This window comes from Paenibacillus sp. FSL R5-0345 (assembly GCF_000758585.1).
Taxonomy (GTDB): domain Bacteria; phylum Bacillota; class Bacilli; order Paenibacillales; family Paenibacillaceae; genus Paenibacillus_AQ.
Genome location: NZ_CP009281.1, coordinates 918,206 through 936,353, shown reverse-complemented (window position 1 = coordinate 936,353; position 18,148 = coordinate 918,206). Strand labels below are relative to the sequence as shown.

The window sequence follows — 18,148 nt, the reverse complement described above, 5'->3', positions numbered from 1 at the left end:
GAACTAGAGGAGATGAAGTCATTGAAGGGAATCGTGCATCGTAGAATTGTGTTCCCCCATGAGGGCGGACAACATCTACCTATCACATTAGACAGCATCGGTCACAATCATCAACAGGAAAAAGTATCACGTTTAGATGGCTACGAAACCTATCATTGGCTCCAAACGGCGTCCGGTGAAGGGGTGATTCATTTTGACAATAAAACCTTTTCCCTTCCCGCAGGCAGCGGTGTATTACTTCTTCCTTATACCCCACATCGCTATGAAGCATCGGCTGCTAACTGGAGTACCTCTTATTTAACGTTTGGCGGCAGCTCCGCAGGGTCTATTTTGGAGACGCTGGGGATGAATATGAATTCTTTTTACCGCTGGGAAAAAGAGGCACCTCTCTCTAAATTGCTAAGAGAAATACTGGATCAATATGATGCCTCACAGGACATGTTTGGTCTGACCGCCTCCACTGATGCTTATCGCTTTCTACTTACTTTAAGCAAATATGGGCAATTACATAACAACACCACGATCTCCCGCAATGTGGATAAGCTGCAGCCGCTGCTGAAATGGATGGACAGCCATTATGGTGATCCTGATCTCGGACTTGACGATTTGGCCGATCAGCTCGGAGTATCTGGGCGTTATCTCAACAATCTATTCATACAAACCTTTGGGCTATCTCCTTATGCCTATTTCGTACGGTTACGTATCCGCAAAAGCAAAGAAATGCTCGTTAGCCAGCCTGATCTCACAGTAAAGGTCATCTCACAGAGAGTCGGGTTTCGTGATGTCAGCCATTATGTAGCCACCTTTCGAAAGCAGTCTGGGACTACACCGGAGCAGTTTAGACGACTTCACTAATACTCTAAGGTATACAGCTTAATCGCCTTCTGCGTAGTGAAATGCTACATAAGGTTGTGATGACAGAGCTTATCGCTGTGTGAATCTCATTAGTATGGGCATGTGCGTCAGAGTAACTGCATTTTGTACACTTAAATCAGCCTGTTCAGCAGAATATATCCATATAAGTGTATTCTGTGCAGTTATATTCTCAGCATTTGGCTATGAACCGCGATATTTCGCATTATAGCTGCACTAAATACAACTAAATCCATTTCATAAACCGAGAGCACAAAATAAGTGTAGAAAGTACAGCTATTCTGTATCAAACCAACTCTCCATTCCTTCCAATTCAGCTATTCCGCATCGTACCAACTGGCTTGTCTCGACAGCTGCAGTCCCCGCCAAAAAGAGTATTCTATTGCACTTCATACATTAGAATGCCCTTTTCCATCTCATTTCGAGCATTCTATTGCACTTCGTGCATTAGAATCTGGTGAAACCCATCAAAATGGACGTTTCCTGCCAATCTGATTGCGCAATCTGCAACAGATCTCAAATCCACCCACCCAAAAAGGAATTCTATTGCACAGAGTGCAATCACAAACACATTCACATTCACATTCACAAGCACAAGGATTCGATCATACGCCGAAGAAGATAAGAATGCCCTTCCCATCATCGGTTACTTAGAATCCCTACATCTCCAGAATTTCTACACCATACGGCTCAAGCTGCAGCTCTCCTGAACGAAGTGAGTGATCCAGCAGACTGCTATACTCCCGTGGCAACGGGACCGTCACCGGCTCCCGGCTCAAATTAAGCAAGAATAAGAAGCTTCCATGATCACCTGATCGCACAGAGGCCTGTACTCCATCCGGTAATCCCTCAAATCTAAACAACCCCTGCTGCTTAGATAGGCGGTCCAATAATACGGACCAGAATCTCTCTTCCATATGAGTCCCAAAATAATAAACCTGACCTTTTCCGAAGGCATTCACGGTTACAGCCGGCGTTCCACTATAGAAATCATCGCCATACCAAGCAATCGGCCATGCCACAACAGGTCTTAGGATATCGCACCACTGTGTGCATTCATATTGGTTACCCTCAGCATCAACGACCTTATGGGCTTCAGTACCAATCGGATCATACTCCAGCACCTCAACCCCTGTGCAATAGCTAAGCAGCCCCGGCAATGGCTGCATGACTGCGATGTTATTAGTATTTTTGACGCCACTTCGGTTGGTAACAAGCAAGGTTCCGCCAGTCAGTGCAAAATCCTCCAAACTACGTACGATCTCCTCATCCAGCAAATATAAATTCGGAGCAATCACCACTTTATATCCGTCCAGTGGCTGCCTAAGGTCTATCACATCGCAGCCCATGCCTAGCTTCGTCACGGCACGATGAATCTGTTTAATGTTCTCATAATAATCAAATCCCTCGGCCTGAGGCTGAATATCCAGTGCTGCTTTCTCTTCATGAGAATGAAGAATCGCCACTTCATTCTTTAGCGTCGTTCCATTCAGCTTCTCCCCAAGCGTATTAACTTCCCGGCATAACTGAGTGAACTCCGCAAATCTGCGTCCAGGGACATTGCTGTGATCAATCAGTCCGTGCCAGAATTGTTCTGCCCCTGCAACTGCACTACGCCAGCGAAAATGAACGACGGTATCCGCGCCTCTTGCAATCGTCTGCCAGGCATAAGCACGAATCATCCCAGGATACGGCGTTCTCCACATCGGCATCCAACAACCCGGTGATCCGCTCAGCTGCTCCATGATCCAGAAATTTTGACGTTTAATGCCACGGGTTACGTCTAGTGAAAGTGCCCCGCTATACGGCGTTGTCCCTTGCTTGGTTGGCGAAGTATTCGGATAATAGTCAAATGCAGCGACATCCAGATCAGCACCAACTGAATACATATCCAAACGCTGCGGATAACTATGAAAGTTATGAGTAATAAAATGCTGTGGACAAACCGTACGCAAAATATTAATCTGCATCTTCTGAAATGCTACCACTGAATCCCACTGAAACCGTTGATAATCCAGTAGAAACGATGGATTTTGATGGGGCGATCCGCCCAGTGGAACGGTAAGCTCATTCCAATCGCTGTATTCCCCACTCCACACAACCGTTCCCCATTCTGCATTCACCCGATCGAGCGTGACATATTTGGCTTTTACCCAAGTACGAAATGCTATGTTACAGGCATCACAATGACAATCTAACATACCGAATTCATTATCCGTCTGCCAGCCAATAACAGCTGGATGTTCACTATAATGCTCCGCAAGACGCTGAGTAATACGGTTTCCGTATTCACGCAAAGATGAACTATTATAGCAGCGGTGTCCGCGTACCCCCGGGTGAAAGGTCTCTCCATTCGCAAATACCGGCAGCACGTCCGGAAATTTCGTGGTTAACCATCTAGGAGGTGTAGCCGTCGGTGTACCAATCACGACCTGCAGTTCATACTTGTGAAAAAGATCCAGCGCGCGGTCCAGCCACCCCAATTGGTAATTGCCCTCCGTTATCTCTAACCGGCTCCATGCAAACTCGGCAACTCGAACTACCTTGACACCTGTTTCTTTCATTAATCTAATATCCGGTTCCCACATGGATTCATCCCAATGCTCCGGGTAATAGTCCACACCCATCTGAACAAGATCATATTGTTTCATCGGCGCCCTCTCCCCTATCTTGTTATCATCCAAATAAAAGGCGCTCCCCGTCTCATAATGATGAGGTATACGGAGAACGCCTTTGTTAACCACTAGTCCATTTTAATCTTTATGAACGAGTTTTACTTATTTCTTAAGCTTGTCCCAAGCTGCTTGCATGCCAGTCATCCAGCCATTCACATCCACTTTGCCAGCAATCATCTGTTGAATAACACTAGCAAATTCTTGAGTTACACCATCAGGGAATTTAGAGGATTGCAAACCATATACTTTGTCTTCTTTTACATAGTTCCATACGTCAGATCCAAGTTTACCGATATCTTCAGGAGTTGCTTCGATGGTGGACAAAGCAGGGATGAATTTCCATTTTTTAACGATGTACTCTTTACCCATATCAGAAGTTACCAACCAGTTCAAGAATGTTTTAGCTTCTTCTTTAGATCCGGAATCTTTGTTGATAACAAGGTTAGCAGGAATACCTACTGTCATTTTGTCGTTTTTCTCAGCATCTTCATTGATTGGCATTGGGAACATACCGATGTTCATGTCAGGTGTGATGTTATCAACAAGGGTTTGTGCCCAGTTACCTTCTTGCATCATTGCAGTTTCACCTTTAGCAAACATAGCCAAGTGAGTGTTAGCATCTGTAGTCAAAGGATTTTTTTGTCCGTATTTCAAAGTCAAGTTGAGCAGGTTGCTCCAATCTTCAAACACTTTATTACCTACGATTGTACCCGTACCATCATTCAAGCTCTTAATGAAGCCATTTACATCATCTTGTTGTGCAAAGGCTACGCTGATCCCTTGGTTACCAAGGAGCCACCATTCTTGATATGCATTACCAAAAGGAGTTACACCGATCGCTTGCAATTTCTTAGCTGCTTCTTCTAGTTGTGACAATGTTTTTGGCGTTTCAGTGATGCCTGCTTTTTCAAACAAGTCTTTGTTATATACAAAACCAATTCCTTCAAGGTTCATTGGCATACCGTATACTTTACCATCTTTAGTCATTGGCTCTGCTGCCATAGGAATTAGATCTTTCACCCAAGGTTGATCGGACAGATCTTCCATCTTATCTCCCCAAAGCTCCATTTCAGCATATCCACCATTTGAGAAAATGTCAGGTGCGTCGCCGGAAGCAAATTTAGTCTTCAGTGCTGCAGCATAGTCGGCACCACCACCAACGGTTTGGATATCCAGCTTGATGTTAGGGTATTCTTTTTCAAATTCAACCTTAAGCTCATTAAGACCTTCAACGATTTCAGTTTTGAATTGAAAGATCTTAACGGTCTTTACTTCACCCTTATCTGTGCCAGCGCTTCCATTTTGTGAGTTACTAGAAGCGTTATTGCCTCCACCACATGCTGTTAATGCTAAACTCATCGCCATGACTGCCGAAAGAGCAATTGCTGAACGTTTCTTATTCATTATATTTTCCCCCTTAAGATAGTGGACTACTATTAAAATATTTGGAACGGAGGGCTCGGTGTTAACCTTTCACCGAGCCAGCCGCTATTCCCTCAACAATGTAACGCTGCATGAACAGATAGAAAATGATAATTGGAGCAATCCCGATTACGAGAGCCGGAAGCGCCATATCCCATTGTTTGGTGTATTGACCAAAGAAGGAGAAGGTCGCCAGCGGAATGGTACGAAGTTCTGGTGCCTGAAGAATCAAAGATGGCAGCAGATAGTCATTCCATATCCCAAGTGCATTAAGCACGATCGTTGTCATTACCATTGGCTTCAGCAAAGGAAGTACTATGCGGAAGAATACGGTAATTGGATTACATCCATCAACTGTTGCCGCCTCTTCAATTTCAAGAGGAACGGATTTGATAAAGCCGTGGAAAAGGAAGATTGCCATTGGAACACTGATCCCTAGATTCGTAATAATCAAACCCAGGAAGGAATTATTTACTCCAAGTACATTTACGACCTTCAAAATAGGAATCATGATCGTTTGAAACGGAACAACCATTGCGGCTACGAACAATAGCAGCAAAATCTGATTGAATTTCGTATTCGCCCGAACCATACGATAGGAAGCCATCGCACTAAACAGAGAGATTAGAATAACACTGATCACTGTGATGATTACCGAATTTCGGAAAGCTTCACCGAAACGTGCTAATTTCCAAGCATTTGTATAGTTCGACCACATGAATGCCTGCGGCCAGCTTGCGGCATCACTCAGAATTTCACCGAAGGATTTCACTGAGTTCGCTAGCAAGAAATAAAATGGAGAGAGGAAGAGAAGGGCAAGAAGAATCATCAACACTTCTACGCCGATATTCCATCTGCTTTTTGACTTAGCGTTCATTAAGCTTCTACCTCCTTGCTCTTCGTAATACGGACCTGAATCAGGGTGATAATCGCTACGATAACGAAGAACAGCAGCGCTTTAGCAGTACCCAGACCGTAACGGTTGTTCAGGAAGGCTTCATTGTAAATATTCATTGCAACTGATTCTGTAGATTTGAATGGTCCGCCTTTCGTCAATGAAAGGTTAAGGTCGAACATTTTGAAGGACCAAGAGATAGCCAAGAACAAGCCGATAGTTACAGCAGGCATAATCAATGGAACTACAATGCTGCGTAGTACCTGCCAACGGGAGGCACCATCTATATCAGCCGCTTCCAATACTTCTTTCGATACGTTACTGAGAGAAGCGATGTAGATAACCATTAGATAACCGGAAGACTGCCAAACAAAAACCATTACAATCGCCCAGAAGCCTGTTGTTGCATCACCCAGCCAAGGAAGATTAAAGAACGACCAGCCTGTGAGTTCTCCCATGGTTGCGAACCCTTTGATGAAGATAAATTGCCAGATAAACCCGAGCAACAATCCCCCAATAACGTTCGGCATAAAGAAAATCGTCCGAAGCATGTTACGTGTCTTTAATGGTTTCGTTAACAGATAAGCAAGGAAAAACCCTACCACGTTAGTCAAAATTACACCTAACACAGTAAATCTTACTGTAAACCAAAAGGAAGACCAGAAGTCGGGGTCATTTGTAAATATAGTGGAGAAGTTTTGAAATCCGACCCAGCTTACATTACCCGATACACCGTTCCAGTCTGTGAAGGAGTAATACATCCCCATGATAAATGGGATAATCGTTATTAAGGTAAAAAACAAGACTGCAGGACCAACGAAGAATACCTGTTGACCTAACTGGGACAACTTAGTGCCGCGCATTTATTGCCCCCCCCTTTCTTTTGCTCACTTACTTGTTTATGCTTTATACACATATTATCTGTTTTTTTGAGCGCACCTCACACCTACGAAAGTGATCTTTCAGGTGTAAAATATTGATCGGATGTGACAAATTTCGATGAAATGGAACACGATTCGCACAAAAATGATCGTTTTTATCCTACTCCCAACGTTAATCTGTATTATGACCACGATGTTTATAAGTTATCACTTTAGTACCCAGTCCTTACGAACAAGAGCAGTAGATGAGAATACGAACCTTCTCTTTCAGGGCACTAAAAATATCGAAAGTCTGATTCAGGAAATCAATCGACTCTCCCTTATCGTCTATTCAGACTCAGAATTCTATAGATCACTCGAAGCCGGATACGAGGATATGCTAGCAAATGCACGAATTTATTCTTCTCTGAATTACATTTCATCATCTATGCCTGACATATCTCAGGTCTATTTATACGGTGTCAAGGACAGCAAAGCCACTCTGCTCACCCAAAATACACCGAAACGTTGGCAGGGTGTTCCACCTTATCCTGACTCCAAGATCACTACCGATTCTGCGGTATCCTTACAGAGTACGCATTTAAGTCATAGCTACGGCCTAACGGCACCGATCCCGCAATTTATACCGGAGCCAGTGTTTACCTTACACAGAAGAATCGAAAGAGTCCCTACCACAAAAGCGCTTGGCTACCTGTCGATTGATGTCAAGCTAACGGCTCTAACCGACATCATCAGTCAGTTATATGATCAGAAGCAGGAGAAAATCTGGCTGCTGGATGGCAACGGAAACATTGTCTACGGGGACAATAGTGAAGAATACGGCAAGAAACTGAATACAACTTGGTACGATACGAATATCAGGGACAAGCAAAGCTCACAAGGATACTTTGAAGAGGACAAAGCTATGTTTATTTACCAGAATATAGAAGGTCCAGGGTTGAATTGGACGCTGGTGAAGCAGATTCCCGTATCTTATCTTTTCCGAGAAGCCAATGAGGCGGCAACGATCAATATAGCACTGATGGTCCTGCTGCTGATTACAATTACAACGCTAACGATCCTAATCTCTTTTCGAATCACCGCCCCGATTAAGCAATTGACCCGCTATATGAATCAGGTCCAGACCGGGAAGCTTGATATCGATATCCGCCCCATGGGCAAAGACGAGATCGGTGTCGTTACAGAACGGTTCCGCAGTATGATGGATACGATCAACAATCTGATCTTAAGAGAATACAAGCTGGAATTAACTAATAAAACGAATGAATTGCGGGCTTTGCAAGCGCAAATCAATCCGCATTTTCTTAACAACACCTTGCAGATCATCGGTACGCTTGCCTTGGAGCTTAAAGTACCCCAAATCTACTCTCTTCTTTCTGCACTAGCGAAAATGATGCGCTACAGCATGTACAATGAGGAGAAGATTGTCACGGTTAAGGATGAACTGGATCATGTCAAAGCTTACATCGAACTACAGAAGGAACGTTTTGAAAATAAATTCAGTTTCCGTTACGATATGGAGGAAGCTCTTTTAGAGACATTTATGCCTAAGATGATTCTGCAGCCTATTGTAGAAAACTATTTCAAACACGGTTTTAACCATTCCCGCTCAGACGGATTTGTTGAGATCACCGCTGCCAAATTGGGCGACAAGCGAATGGAAATCTGTATTCAAAACAACGGAAATGCTATTCCTTCAACGAAACTGGATCTTTTGCGGCAGAAGCTTCAACATTCCACTAGAACAGATATAGATTTATTAAGAAATACAGAGCAAGACAAGGAAGCTACTGGATCTGGTATTGGTCTGCCGAACGTTCTGGCTCGGCTCAAGCTCGTATGCGGAGATAGCGCCATCTTGACGGTGGACAACCTCAGAGCAGGTGGAGTGGTTGTAAGACTGGAAATAGACATTATAGCGGAGCGTGAGACGATATGAAGGCGTTAATTGTTGATGACGAGGCGAGAGTTAGAAAAGCTGTTAGACTTCTTGTCGACTGGGACGCACATCAAATAGATGAAATTCTGGAAGCCGGAAACGGAAATGAAGCTATTGAGATCATTCGGCAAGCGAAACCAGCCTTGGTCATTATGGACATGATGATGGAATCCGGTAATGGCGTAGAATTAATGACATGGGTTAACGAATTTGCCGGCAACATCAAATTCATTGTGGTCAGCGGACATAATGATTTCGAGTTCGTGCGCCAGACTGTTCGTCATGGTGGAATTGATTATATCCTTAAGCCCATTGAAGCGGAGGCAATCAATGTAGCAATCGCTAAGGCAGTGGCTGCTTGGCGTTCAGAGGAAGCTGACCGTAGAGAACGACAGAAGCAGAACATTCAGCTTAATGAGTTCAAGCCCATCTACGGAGAAAAACTGCTATCCGCGCTAATCGATGATCCGATCAACTCGGAATTATCTCTTCGAAGGTTGCGAAGCGATGGCATTATCCCGGAAAACGTCCTCTCTTCGCGCCTAATACTGGTGCAGACAGATACAGGAAATAATCTCCTACTTAACCGTTTTGGAGGAGACACCGGTCTCCTGAACTACGCTATCGTCAATATTTGTAATGAATTTTTGCAAGGTCAGCGTAAGGGTGTGGCTTTTCGTTACTGGGGAGGTCCTTCGGAAATTGCTATTATTCTGTGGGATATTCAAACGTCCGTTGCTGAGCTTATAGGTAGAATTAATCAAGGTATCTACGCTACTCTGCAGGTAAGAATGCATTTCGGGATTAGCTGCATCGGCAACCTGACTAAGCAATTACCTTATCAGCGTGCAGAAGTAGCCGAAGCCTTACAACGTCGAAATTTATTAATACATGAGGATTACTGCCATTTTTCCACTTCCTCCGAAGAGTTTAAAGAGCGGAATGAAACCGCAAAGACAGAAATTCAAGGACATGCATCGCCGACGATCTTCGCACATGTGAAGGAAGATTGGAAAATGGCGGTCATCAGCGGAAGCACTGAAGTATTGTCCGCGGCAGCACAACACTGGGTGGACGAGCTTAGCCGATGCGGAATTGTTACACCGGAGATTCTAAACTCATGGAAGAATGATGCACTCTTATTTCGTTCCCAGTTGGTACGGGAAACGTTAGGTCCTGATGCCGATAGCGCACTAGCCGAGTTAGAACAGGCCGACCAGCTTCACCCAGCTCCTTATACGAATGGTTACTCGTTCTCCTTATTTGCCTGGCGTGACTGGTCATTTGACCTGATGCAGCGTATGTCAGAAGTGATTGCCGCTAAACAAGCTAAAGAAAACAATCCTATGCATGATATCGTGAAATATATCGAACTCAATTACTCCTCTGATCTCTCCTTACAGGAGATTGCCGGAAAGTTCTTTGTTAGCCGCGAATATATTTCGCGTCGGTTCAAACAGGAATACGGCATTAATTTTTCCGATTTCATCGTTAATATGCGGATAGATAAAGCTAAATTGCTGCTGCAGAACCCTCGTTTGAAGCTGTCGCAAATTTCTGAAATGGTCGGATTTCATGATGTGAAATACTTTAGCAAGGTATTCAAGAAACAGGTTGGTACTTCACCCAAGGACTACCGAAACCAGATTAAGATTTGATTAATATCACTCTACAGGAAACGGTTGTCATCCTTTATGGAAGACAACCGTTTCTCGTAGAAGTATAAGGATAATGTATAGCGTGAAACTTATTCTTACTTATATTTTTAAAAAGGCGTCCGCAACTGTCGTACCGGCTAATCCGTTCGGATGCGGGTCGTCTGTTCCGCTCATATATTCCGGTCTGATCCGGTGATCATCTGGTGCAGGTAACGACAATAGGCTTGCTATATCAAACACACGGCTCACGCCTATAGGCGGATTGGTCAATATCTCTTGATTCACCTTGCGCCAAGTCTCTTCTCTTTCACCCTGAAAATTGAACGGTGGTACTGTACTTAGAATAATACTTGCTTCTGCATTTTCAGCCTTGATCTTAGAAATAATAGTCGTCAAATCACCAAGAAGCTCATCCGCCGAACGGCAGCCAATATCAATATCATTTACTCCGAGTACGATCATTACTTCATCACTCTGTTTAGCCTTGTTAAGCCATGGACCATCCGCGGCAACATCATAAGCTCTAGCCCAGCCCGAGCCGATATTCCATACACCAATATCTGTACCAAGACCATCAGCAATTCTCGCTACCCAATATTCGTACTCATCCTTTAATGTCCGCACACCTTGAGTAATTGAATCACCCAAGAATACTAGTCTCTTGTTAACAGATTTCTTATATCCGATAAAACTTGGCAGAACTAACAGCTTATCAGATTCTGTGAAACCTTCCGCTGATTCCTGCACAGTAAGATTTCCGGGCGCGTCATAGGCTGTTGCCAGCATCCCTTCTACATTGAAAGGAATCGATTTACCCGCTGTGAGCGTCTTAATCGTCCATGTAAACGCTAAGTAATGACCCTCCGGCAGATCAATGCTTGCCTCATCACTCCAGAAGCATTCGCCAGCCGAAACGGCTTTAGAGACATTACCTTCAAAAGTAAGCGCATGTTGTGTCTTTTCGGTAATCGTTCCGTCTGGTACGGTTCCACCGTCAGCGATATAAGCTGTCTCGATCACCCAGTCACCTCCAGGTTCACTGCCTACAGCTTCTTGCCCTTGATCCCATGTAGAATCGACCGCGTTACTATGCCAAAATTTTAGCTTCAACGAACCATTTTCCCTCAAACGAATATATGTCCTGAAGGTATGTGTAAACGGTTCTTGCCTATTCATTATAAAATTCGCTGCGGTTGAAAGAACCGTTGCTGAGGTATAATCCGTCTGGTTCAATACTCCACTTCCCTTAGTTAAATTAGCATTCATATTGTTTCCCCCGTCATTCAATAAGATTGTAACACTAAAACCTCTCTTATAAACCAGGGAACGGATCGTCCACCCAGTTTACAAGAGAGGTTATGGCTATATCAATATGCTTTGAGAAACGAGCTTATTTCAGTGTAATTGTAAACGATACGGATTTCGCACCTGCGTTTACTTTTACTGTAGTTTCATCTACTTGCTCTGCACCTTCTACAGCAGCGATCGTTCCGAGATCTTTAAGAGAAAGCGAGAATTCTTTACCGCCGCCTTCTGCAGTAACTGTTACGATACTGCCTTTACGGTCAGCCTTCACAGTCAATTCAGGAGTACCTTTAAGATCGCGAACCGTTGCAGTAGTGCTAGTGCCATCTTCAAGCGAATACAGGCCAAATTTAACGCCATTCGCATAATCGTAATCCGGTTTATTATCCACACTGCCGATTGCCAGCAAGGAATTCTGGCGAACGAATAATGGCAGACTGAAGAAATCATATTTCTCTTTACGCCATGATCCGCCTTGTACAGTTTCACCACTAAGCAGGTGCGTCCAACGACCAGCCGGCAAGTAGTATTTCACTTCTCCGTTTTCTTGGAAGATAGGAGCTACAAGCAAGGATTCACCTAGCATGTATTGACGATCCAATACTTCGCAAGTAGGATCTTCCGGGAATTCCATAACCATAGCCCGCATAGAAGCCCAGCCATGTTCATGCGCCTGTCCTGCTACATCATACAGATAAGGCATCAAGCTGCATTTGAGTTTCGTGAAGAAACGGGTAACATCACAAGCTTCATCATCATAAGCCCAAGGCACACGGTACGAAGTACTACCATGCAGACGGCTGTGGCTGGACAATAGTCCAAACGCCAGCCAGCGTTTGAATACATGCGCAGGAGCAGTGTTCTCAAAGCCGCCGATATCATGACTCCAGAAGCCGAAACCGGACAAGCCTAGGGACAATCCACCGCGAAGGCTCTCTGCCATGGATTCATAATCTGCGTAGCAGTCACCGCCCCAGTGAACTGGGAACTGTTGGCCACCGGCAGTTGCAGAACGTGCGAACAATGCCGCTTCATTCTTACCAAGCTTCTCTTCTAACACTTCAAATACAACCTTGTTGTACAGTTGAGTGTAATAGTTGTGCATTTTCATCGGATCAGATCCGTCGAAGTACACTACATCTGTAGGAATACGTTCGCCGAAGTCTGTCTTGAAGCTGTCTACGCCCATATCTACCAAATCACGCAGATAGCCGGCATACCATTCACAAGCTGCAGGGTTAGTGAAGTCCACCAGCGCCATGCCCGCTTGCCACAAATCACATTGATAAACGTCGCCGTTAGGTTTTTTGAGCAGATAACCGTTCTTCTTACCTTCTTCAAACAAGCGGGAACGTTGGCCGATATAAGAGTTGATCCATACGCAAATTTTCAGGCCTTTATCTTTCAGGCGTTTTAGCATACCTACCGGATCAGGGAATACGCGCTCATCCCACTGGAAATCGGTCCATTGATATTCACGCATCCAGAAGCAGTCGAAGTGGAATACGCTCAGCGGCAAATCGCGCTCTGCCATACCATCTACGAAGGAGTTTACGGTTGCTTCATCGTAGTCGGTAGTGAAAGAAGTCGTCAGCCACAGGCCGAATGTCCATGCTGGCGGAAGTGCAGGCTTGCCAGTGAGTGATGTATAGTTGCTGATAACTTCCTTAATGGTAGGACCATCAATCACAAAGTATTCTAGGCTTTCTCCAGATACGCTGAATTGCGCTTTTTTCACTTTTTCCGAAGCGATTTCATAAGAAACCAGCTCAGGATGGTTAACAAATACGCCGTAGCCTTTGCTGCTTACATAGAAAGGAACATTCTTATAAGCTTGCTCGGAGCTAGTACCACCGTCTTTGTTCCAAAGATCTACGGTCTGTCCATTCTTTACAAAAGCGGTAAAGCGCTCACCCAAACCATATACGAATTCACCTACACCGAGATCCAGCTCTTCACGCATATACGTGTTGCCGTCTTGATCCGTGATATAAGCCATGGACTTGAAACCGCTGCCTGTAATTCTCTCGTCTCCACGATAGAAATCCACAGCCCATTGCTGGCCTTTGCGAATCACTACCCGAAGTCCTCCGCTGATCATCACAGTCTCGGAATCGTTTTCTTCAATCTTAACGTGATCTCCAGTACCTTTCGTAAGTTCGAAGACTGGACCGCGTTCTTGTACGCCATCATGATGAATAATCTTAACCCCTACCACACCTGGAAGCGGGGAATGAAATTTAACAGTAAGCAGGGTTGAATTCAGCGTTGCTGAACGTCCTGTGATTGGAGTCGTTTGAGTAATTGCTGTTAATCCTTCTGGAGTCTTTTCTACAACATAATTTTGAACTGCGCCGTTAATCGTGATACCATCACGCACCAGCCAGAGACCATCAGTAAATTTCATTGTGTACTTGCCACCTTTCAATTTGGTGTTTATAGTTGCATTATACCGATAAAAAATACACAAAACTAATACTATATAGCTCATTTATAACACTATTTTGATGTTTTATCCGAAAGGAGTGACATTTATGGACCGTACAACCCAGAGTTTGCTAAAAGAAGACAGAGTGCATGGCGATAGCATGTTTCCGCTTGCAGCTTATTGGATCGAATTACCTGCAGGAACACATGTACTCGATACCCATTGGCATGAAGAAGCGGAGTTTTTTATGCTGCTAGAAGGAGAGATTCTGTTTCAGGTAGACACCGAATATTTCCCTCTTAAGGCCGGCGAGGCTGTATTTATCGAGTCCGGTGATATTCATGCCGCCTATGTTCTGAATGAAGATACTCCCTGCAGATTCTGCGCACTTGTGTTTCTCCCTGATCTGTTGGCTAGCGCTCAATATGATGCGATCCAGCAAAATGCCATTTTACCCCTTCAGGAGAAAAGACAGAGCTTTCCTCGCCACCTTACATCAGCTGTGCAATGGCAACAAGAACTTCTGCAACATTTAGAACGTATGATGGACGCCTACGCTACAAAACCCCCCGGTTTTGAAGCTTTTATTAAAGGCACACTTCTCATCATGCTCTCCCAGATTGCTCCAGAAGATCGTTTTGTTAACCGCAGCCAGCTGGATGACGCTGATACTACTAAGATCAATCGTCTTAAGAAGATTATTCTCTATATTCAGGATAACTATCAGGAGCCGATTCGAACTCGAGACCTCTCTGAGCTGATTCCCATGAGTGAAGGACAGTTCTGCCGTTTTTTCAAAGAGATGACCCGAAAGACTCCAGTGGATTACATTAACTCTTATCGCATTCGCCAAGCCGCCGATCTCCTGCAACAAAGCGACAGAAAAATATCCGACATTGCATTCGAAGTCGGATTTGATAATGTAAGCTATTTTATTAAAGTGTTTCGCAGAGCGATGAAATGCTCGCCTTCGGAGTTTAGGAAGGGGTCCCGTTGACATCTTGTTGTTCGACTTAGCTAATGGCTCTCTTTATTAATTCTTCCTGTTCATCTACCGATATATTATAGATAGATCTTATCGTCGTAGGAGGAGAATGAGCCATGCATATAACGAATATGACCTCTGCTATGGGAACGAGACTTAATGTAGCTGTTAGTCACCAAACTAACGATAAAACCATAAATTCAAACAGCAAGACAAGTGGTAGCGGAGACCACTTATCGATAAGCAAATCTGCAAAAGCAGCTTTTCAAAATCAATCTAAAATGAGCGGAATGGTTGATTCTCTACTTAAACAAAAACAGAGTATCATCGATAGCAAGAACAGCTTGATTGAAAGAACTACCCAAAGCTCTCACAGTCTGGATTCAATTCAAGATCAACTTAAGGACTTCGACAAGCAGCTCCAAACGATTGACCAACAAATTGCGAAGTACACCTTTGAAGAGCAACAAAAGAACTTAGAAAAAGCTCAAAAAGAAGATCTATCGGATGAACCTAAAACCGAGCAAGAGACACAAAACGAAAGATTGAATACGATTGTTGCTATAAGCCAAAATGTTTCACAAATGGAGGTAGTTTCTTCCACCCATTCTAAGATGCATGGCGAGGCAAGAGTTCTGACCAAGGAAATCGAATCGGATGAAGCTCGTTCTACTCATTCTGCAACAGCCAAACGTGAGCAGTTATCCAAAATCGAAGATAGAATATCGGAAATGAATGAAACGTTAGGCAATACCATAAAAGACACCGGAGATAAAATTAAAGATCAGGAACGGACTGAGAAATTAGCCACCTACCAAGGAATTCAGCGTTTAGCCGAAGATTCTGATAAGTCGCAGCTAGAAATACTAATCTAACAAAGACAAAATTCTCTATATAGAAAAAGCAATCGGGACCTCTACTACATCAAAGGGTCTACCGATTGCTTTTTTAAATGCAGATGATGTTATTGTTCAACTATTCCTTCCGAATCACGATAAAGCAGGTGCTGTCTGGCAAGGCCACTTCCTGTCCGCTCTCATCCATGAATCTTACTCTGTCGCACAGTGCTTCGGTATACCCTTCTTGCAAGTAATGCCGGAAGACTTCAATCTTCGCCTGCTTTCCTAAATTCTGCTCAATAAATGAGGCGAACTCCGTAGGGGTAAAGTATCCAAACTGTTCTTGGACCTCATGAATGTAAGCTTCTTCGCCCCAAGTATACGTATATAAAAATTCCATGGCATCATTAACGGGCATAAGAACTTCTTGCGCCTCTAATCTTTGATACTGAATCTGACGTCCGGCAAAATCCTTCGCATATCGCTCCAGCCACACCAGACCGTCCTCTTCCAGAAAGCGAACTCTCCTCAGCAATGATGGGGGTTCGGTCATAATCCCATCACGAATAATGATAACCCCACCTGCTGACAATACATCAAAGGCACTTCGCAGGGCTGCGGAGACGGTGTCATGATTGAACTTTTTAAAATTAAACGGCACATAAGAATATAGCTCATGCAAGATGGAAGAGAAGATTACCGTGTCCACTGTTCCAGCCACCACGAAATCTTTAAGGTTCAGCGCATCTCCCTGCAGGACCTCCCACTGACGACCTTCCCGCTGCTTACGCTGCCGCAGAGCTTCCACTACATTGCTCGATATATCAATACCGATAGGGGTGACATCTGGCATACGCTCTTCCAACAAATCCAGCAGCACACCGCCGCCCGGACCGATATCAAGCACTTTTTGACCAGTAACATGTTCTAGAATTACGGCTTTATAATCTGCTGTATTATTCATCTGACTTAAGTAGGTATCTTCATTATGAAAACGGTCGAATGCGTCCCTCCGCAGCTCGAACAGGTCGAACAACAGCAATACTGCACGTTCATACAAAGGCGACTTTTCAGCTTCCATACAAAATTCAATCAGCTTCTCTGCTGCTGCCGAGAATTGGAACTGGAAAAACACCGTGTCTGGCAGATGCTCCTTAGCATATTGACGAAGCATTAGATGCGGGTTCTCAGCAGGCAAAGTCCCTTGTTCGATATCCTCCCATGTAAGCTCCGATAAATATTTTTCGATAACCCGCTTCTTATAAACGTTGATCTTCTTAACACCCTTGTAGTCGTAGTAAATGCTGTTCATGACATGCTCGAAGCTGATATGATTTAGGGATTCATTCTGGGCCCTATGAGCAGCAAGTATCATCAACTTCAGAAATTGCTCCAGCGAAAAGGTCTGCAGTGCTGATTCCACATACCAGAAGGTAATCTTACTTAAGGCGTCCAATCGTTCCGCATGGAAGCCTTCGTGCATCAGCTTTGCCCATTCCGTAGTGAAATCCTCCCCTCTGGAGATCGGACCCAGCCGCATTCTGCGCAGTCTTTCTTTCATCGGCATTGGACTAGCAAGTTCACCGGATGAAATCAGAGCGATAAGCTGTTTCACTTCATGCTCTACATTCAGCCAGAGCTCGGGGGACACAGCGCCGATAACGCACTGATTAAGTACCGTCAGCAACCGTTCCAGTTCCTCCGCCGTCAGCAGCTGCGCTTCTACAATATCATGCAGCGGCTTATTCACTTCTGGTGGGACCTCCCCACGAATTTGCTGTCCTATTAGCCCATGGGTTTCAATAAGTCGTTGAACCATTGCGCCTTTCTCGGAGACTGTCCTGCCCGAATGCCTTTCATATAACTGAGCGGAACCAATATTATGTACAAAACAGTTAATGCCTTCCTCCTGCCAAAGTAAGCGCTCCTTCAATGTGCCGCCTTTAGCCGATTCTGACCAAATTAATGTTTCTTCTACAAGCTCTTTTACCCAAATCGAACAGGGAAGTTGATTCAGAATCCTCAGACTGCGTTCCACATAGTCCAGCACAGAATTCCTGTGGTCCAGCTCCTCCAAAGATGCCACACGTTCCAGATTTACAATTTGCTCCTCCGCTTGAACAATAAGCTTCAGCCAGAGATGATCTTCTAAATGTTCTTGCACGCCTTCACGGTATAAGGTGATAGCTTCCAACGATTTCAGCATATACTCCTCCTTCGCTCCAAAGCGGAGATGATAATAAAAAAC

General features: G+C 44.3%; 12 protein-coding genes. 5 read left to right on the top strand and 7 right to left on the bottom strand.

Annotation, left to right across the window (positions count from 1 at the left end):
- The first annotated feature begins 21 nt into the window (after positions 1 to 21).
- Complete coding sequence (locus R50345_RS04120) at positions 22 to 855, top strand: AraC family transcriptional regulator (RefSeq protein ID WP_231574046.1); 834 nt, start codon at positions 22 to 24, stop codon at positions 853 to 855.
- A 677-nt stretch (positions 856 to 1,532) separates the two neighbouring features.
- Here the strand turns inward: R50345_RS04120 and R50345_RS04110 are convergent.
- The 4 genes from R50345_RS04110 to R50345_RS04095 form a co-directional block, all read right to left on the bottom strand.
- On the bottom strand, positions 1,533 to 3,524 hold the full coding sequence (locus R50345_RS04110; RefSeq protein ID WP_042124324.1) for a beta-galactosidase: 1,992 nt from the start codon (positions 3,522 to 3,524) through the stop codon (positions 1,533 to 1,535).
- Between the two features lie 126 nt (positions 3,525 to 3,650).
- A complete protein-coding gene (locus R50345_RS04105) occupies positions 3,651 to 4,952 on the bottom strand; it encodes an ABC transporter substrate-binding protein (protein ID WP_042124322.1) in 1,302 nt (433 codons plus the stop codon).
- A gap of 61 nt (positions 4,953 to 5,013) precedes the next feature.
- A complete protein-coding gene (locus R50345_RS04100) occupies positions 5,014 to 5,847 on the bottom strand; it encodes a carbohydrate ABC transporter permease (protein WP_042124320.1) in 834 nt (277 codons plus the stop codon).
- Positions 5,847 to 6,728 (bottom strand): carbohydrate ABC transporter permease, encoded by an 882-nt coding sequence (locus tag R50345_RS04095; protein ID WP_042124318.1) that lies wholly within the window; start codon positions 6,726 to 6,728, stop codon positions 5,847 to 5,849. The genes R50345_RS04100 and R50345_RS04095 overlap by 1 nt, the downstream gene beginning before the upstream one ends.
- A 136-nt stretch (positions 6,729 to 6,864) precedes the next feature.
- Between R50345_RS04095 and R50345_RS04090 the strand changes: the two genes are divergently transcribed.
- Positions 6,865 to 8,685 carry a cache domain-containing sensor histidine kinase gene (locus tag R50345_RS04090; protein ID WP_042124316.1) on the top strand — a complete coding sequence of 607 codons (1,821 nt, stop codon included), beginning with the start codon at positions 6,865 to 6,867 and terminating at the stop codon, positions 8,683 to 8,685.
- Entirely contained in the window at positions 8,682 to 10,343 is a 1,662-nt protein-coding gene (locus R50345_RS04085; RefSeq protein WP_042124314.1) for a helix-turn-helix domain-containing protein, read from the top strand. Before R50345_RS04090 ends, R50345_RS04085 begins: the two co-directional genes overlap by 4 nt.
- 99 nt (positions 10,344 to 10,442) lie before the next feature.
- Here R50345_RS04085 and R50345_RS04080 read toward each other — a convergent pair whose 3' ends face one another.
- Positions 10,443 to 11,609, bottom strand: a complete 1,167-nt coding sequence (locus R50345_RS04080) for an SGNH/GDSL hydrolase family protein (protein ID WP_042124312.1) — start codon at positions 11,607 to 11,609, stop codon at positions 10,443 to 10,445.
- Positions 11,610 to 11,733: 124 nt separating this feature from the next.
- The gene (gene yicI, locus R50345_RS04075) at positions 11,734 to 14,055 is read right to left on the bottom strand and encodes an alpha-xylosidase (RefSeq protein WP_042124310.1); all 2,322 of its coding nucleotides are present in this window, start codon (positions 14,053 to 14,055) and stop codon (positions 11,734 to 11,736) included.
- A 127-nt stretch (positions 14,056 to 14,182) separates the two neighbouring features.
- On the opposite strand from yicI, the gene R50345_RS04070 reads away from it, so the two are divergent.
- Both R50345_RS04070 and R50345_RS04065 read left to right on the top strand, forming a co-directional pair.
- Positions 14,183 to 15,073 carry an AraC family transcriptional regulator gene (locus R50345_RS04070; protein ID WP_042124308.1) on the top strand — a complete coding sequence of 297 codons (891 nt, stop codon included), beginning with the start codon at positions 14,183 to 14,185 and terminating at the stop codon, positions 15,071 to 15,073.
- A 104-nt stretch (positions 15,074 to 15,177) separates the two neighbouring features.
- On the top strand, positions 15,178 to 15,936 hold the full coding sequence (locus R50345_RS04065; RefSeq protein WP_042124306.1) for a hypothetical protein: 759 nt from the start codon (positions 15,178 to 15,180) through the stop codon (positions 15,934 to 15,936).
- 100 nt (positions 15,937 to 16,036) lie between these two features.
- Here R50345_RS04065 and R50345_RS04060 read toward each other — a convergent pair whose 3' ends face one another.
- The gene (locus R50345_RS04060; RefSeq protein ID WP_042124304.1) at positions 16,037 to 18,106 is read right to left on the bottom strand and encodes a class I SAM-dependent methyltransferase; all 2,070 of its coding nucleotides are present in this window, start codon (positions 18,104 to 18,106) and stop codon (positions 16,037 to 16,039) included.
- Positions 18,107 to 18,148 lie beyond the last annotated feature (42 nt).

Coding starts and splice junctions, on each gene's coding strand:
- R50345_RS04110 (WP_042124324.1), bottom strand. CDS start 3,524: ATGAAACAATATGATCTTGTTCAGATGGGTGTGGACTATTACCCGGAG.
- R50345_RS04105 (WP_042124322.1), bottom strand. CDS start 4,952: ATGAATAAGAAACGTTCAGCAATTGCTCTTTCGGCAGTCATGGCGATG.
- R50345_RS04100 (WP_042124320.1), bottom strand. CDS start 5,847: ATGAACGCTAAGTCAAAAAGCAGATGGAATATCGGCGTAGAAGTGTTG.
- R50345_RS04095 (WP_042124318.1), bottom strand. CDS start 6,728: ATGCGCGGCACTAAGTTGTCCCAGTTAGGTCAACAGGTATTCTTCGTT.
- R50345_RS04090 (WP_042124316.1), top strand. CDS start 6,865: ATGAAATGGAACACGATTCGCACAAAAATGATCGTTTTTATCCTACTC.
- R50345_RS04085 (WP_042124314.1), top strand. CDS start 8,682: ATGAAGGCGTTAATTGTTGATGACGAGGCGAGAGTTAGAAAAGCTGTT.
- R50345_RS04080 (WP_042124312.1), bottom strand. CDS start 11,609: ATGAATGCTAATTTAACTAAGGGAAGTGGAGTATTGAACCAGACGGAT.
- yicI (WP_042124310.1), bottom strand. CDS start 14,055: ATGAAATTTACTGATGGTCTCTGGCTGGTGCGTGATGGTATCACGATT.
- R50345_RS04070 (WP_042124308.1), top strand. CDS start 14,183: ATGGACCGTACAACCCAGAGTTTGCTAAAAGAAGACAGAGTGCATGGC.
- R50345_RS04065 (WP_042124306.1), top strand. CDS start 15,178: ATGCATATAACGAATATGACCTCTGCTATGGGAACGAGACTTAATGTA.
- R50345_RS04060 (WP_042124304.1), bottom strand. CDS start 18,106: ATGCTGAAATCGTTGGAAGCTATCACCTTATACCGTGAAGGCGTGCAA.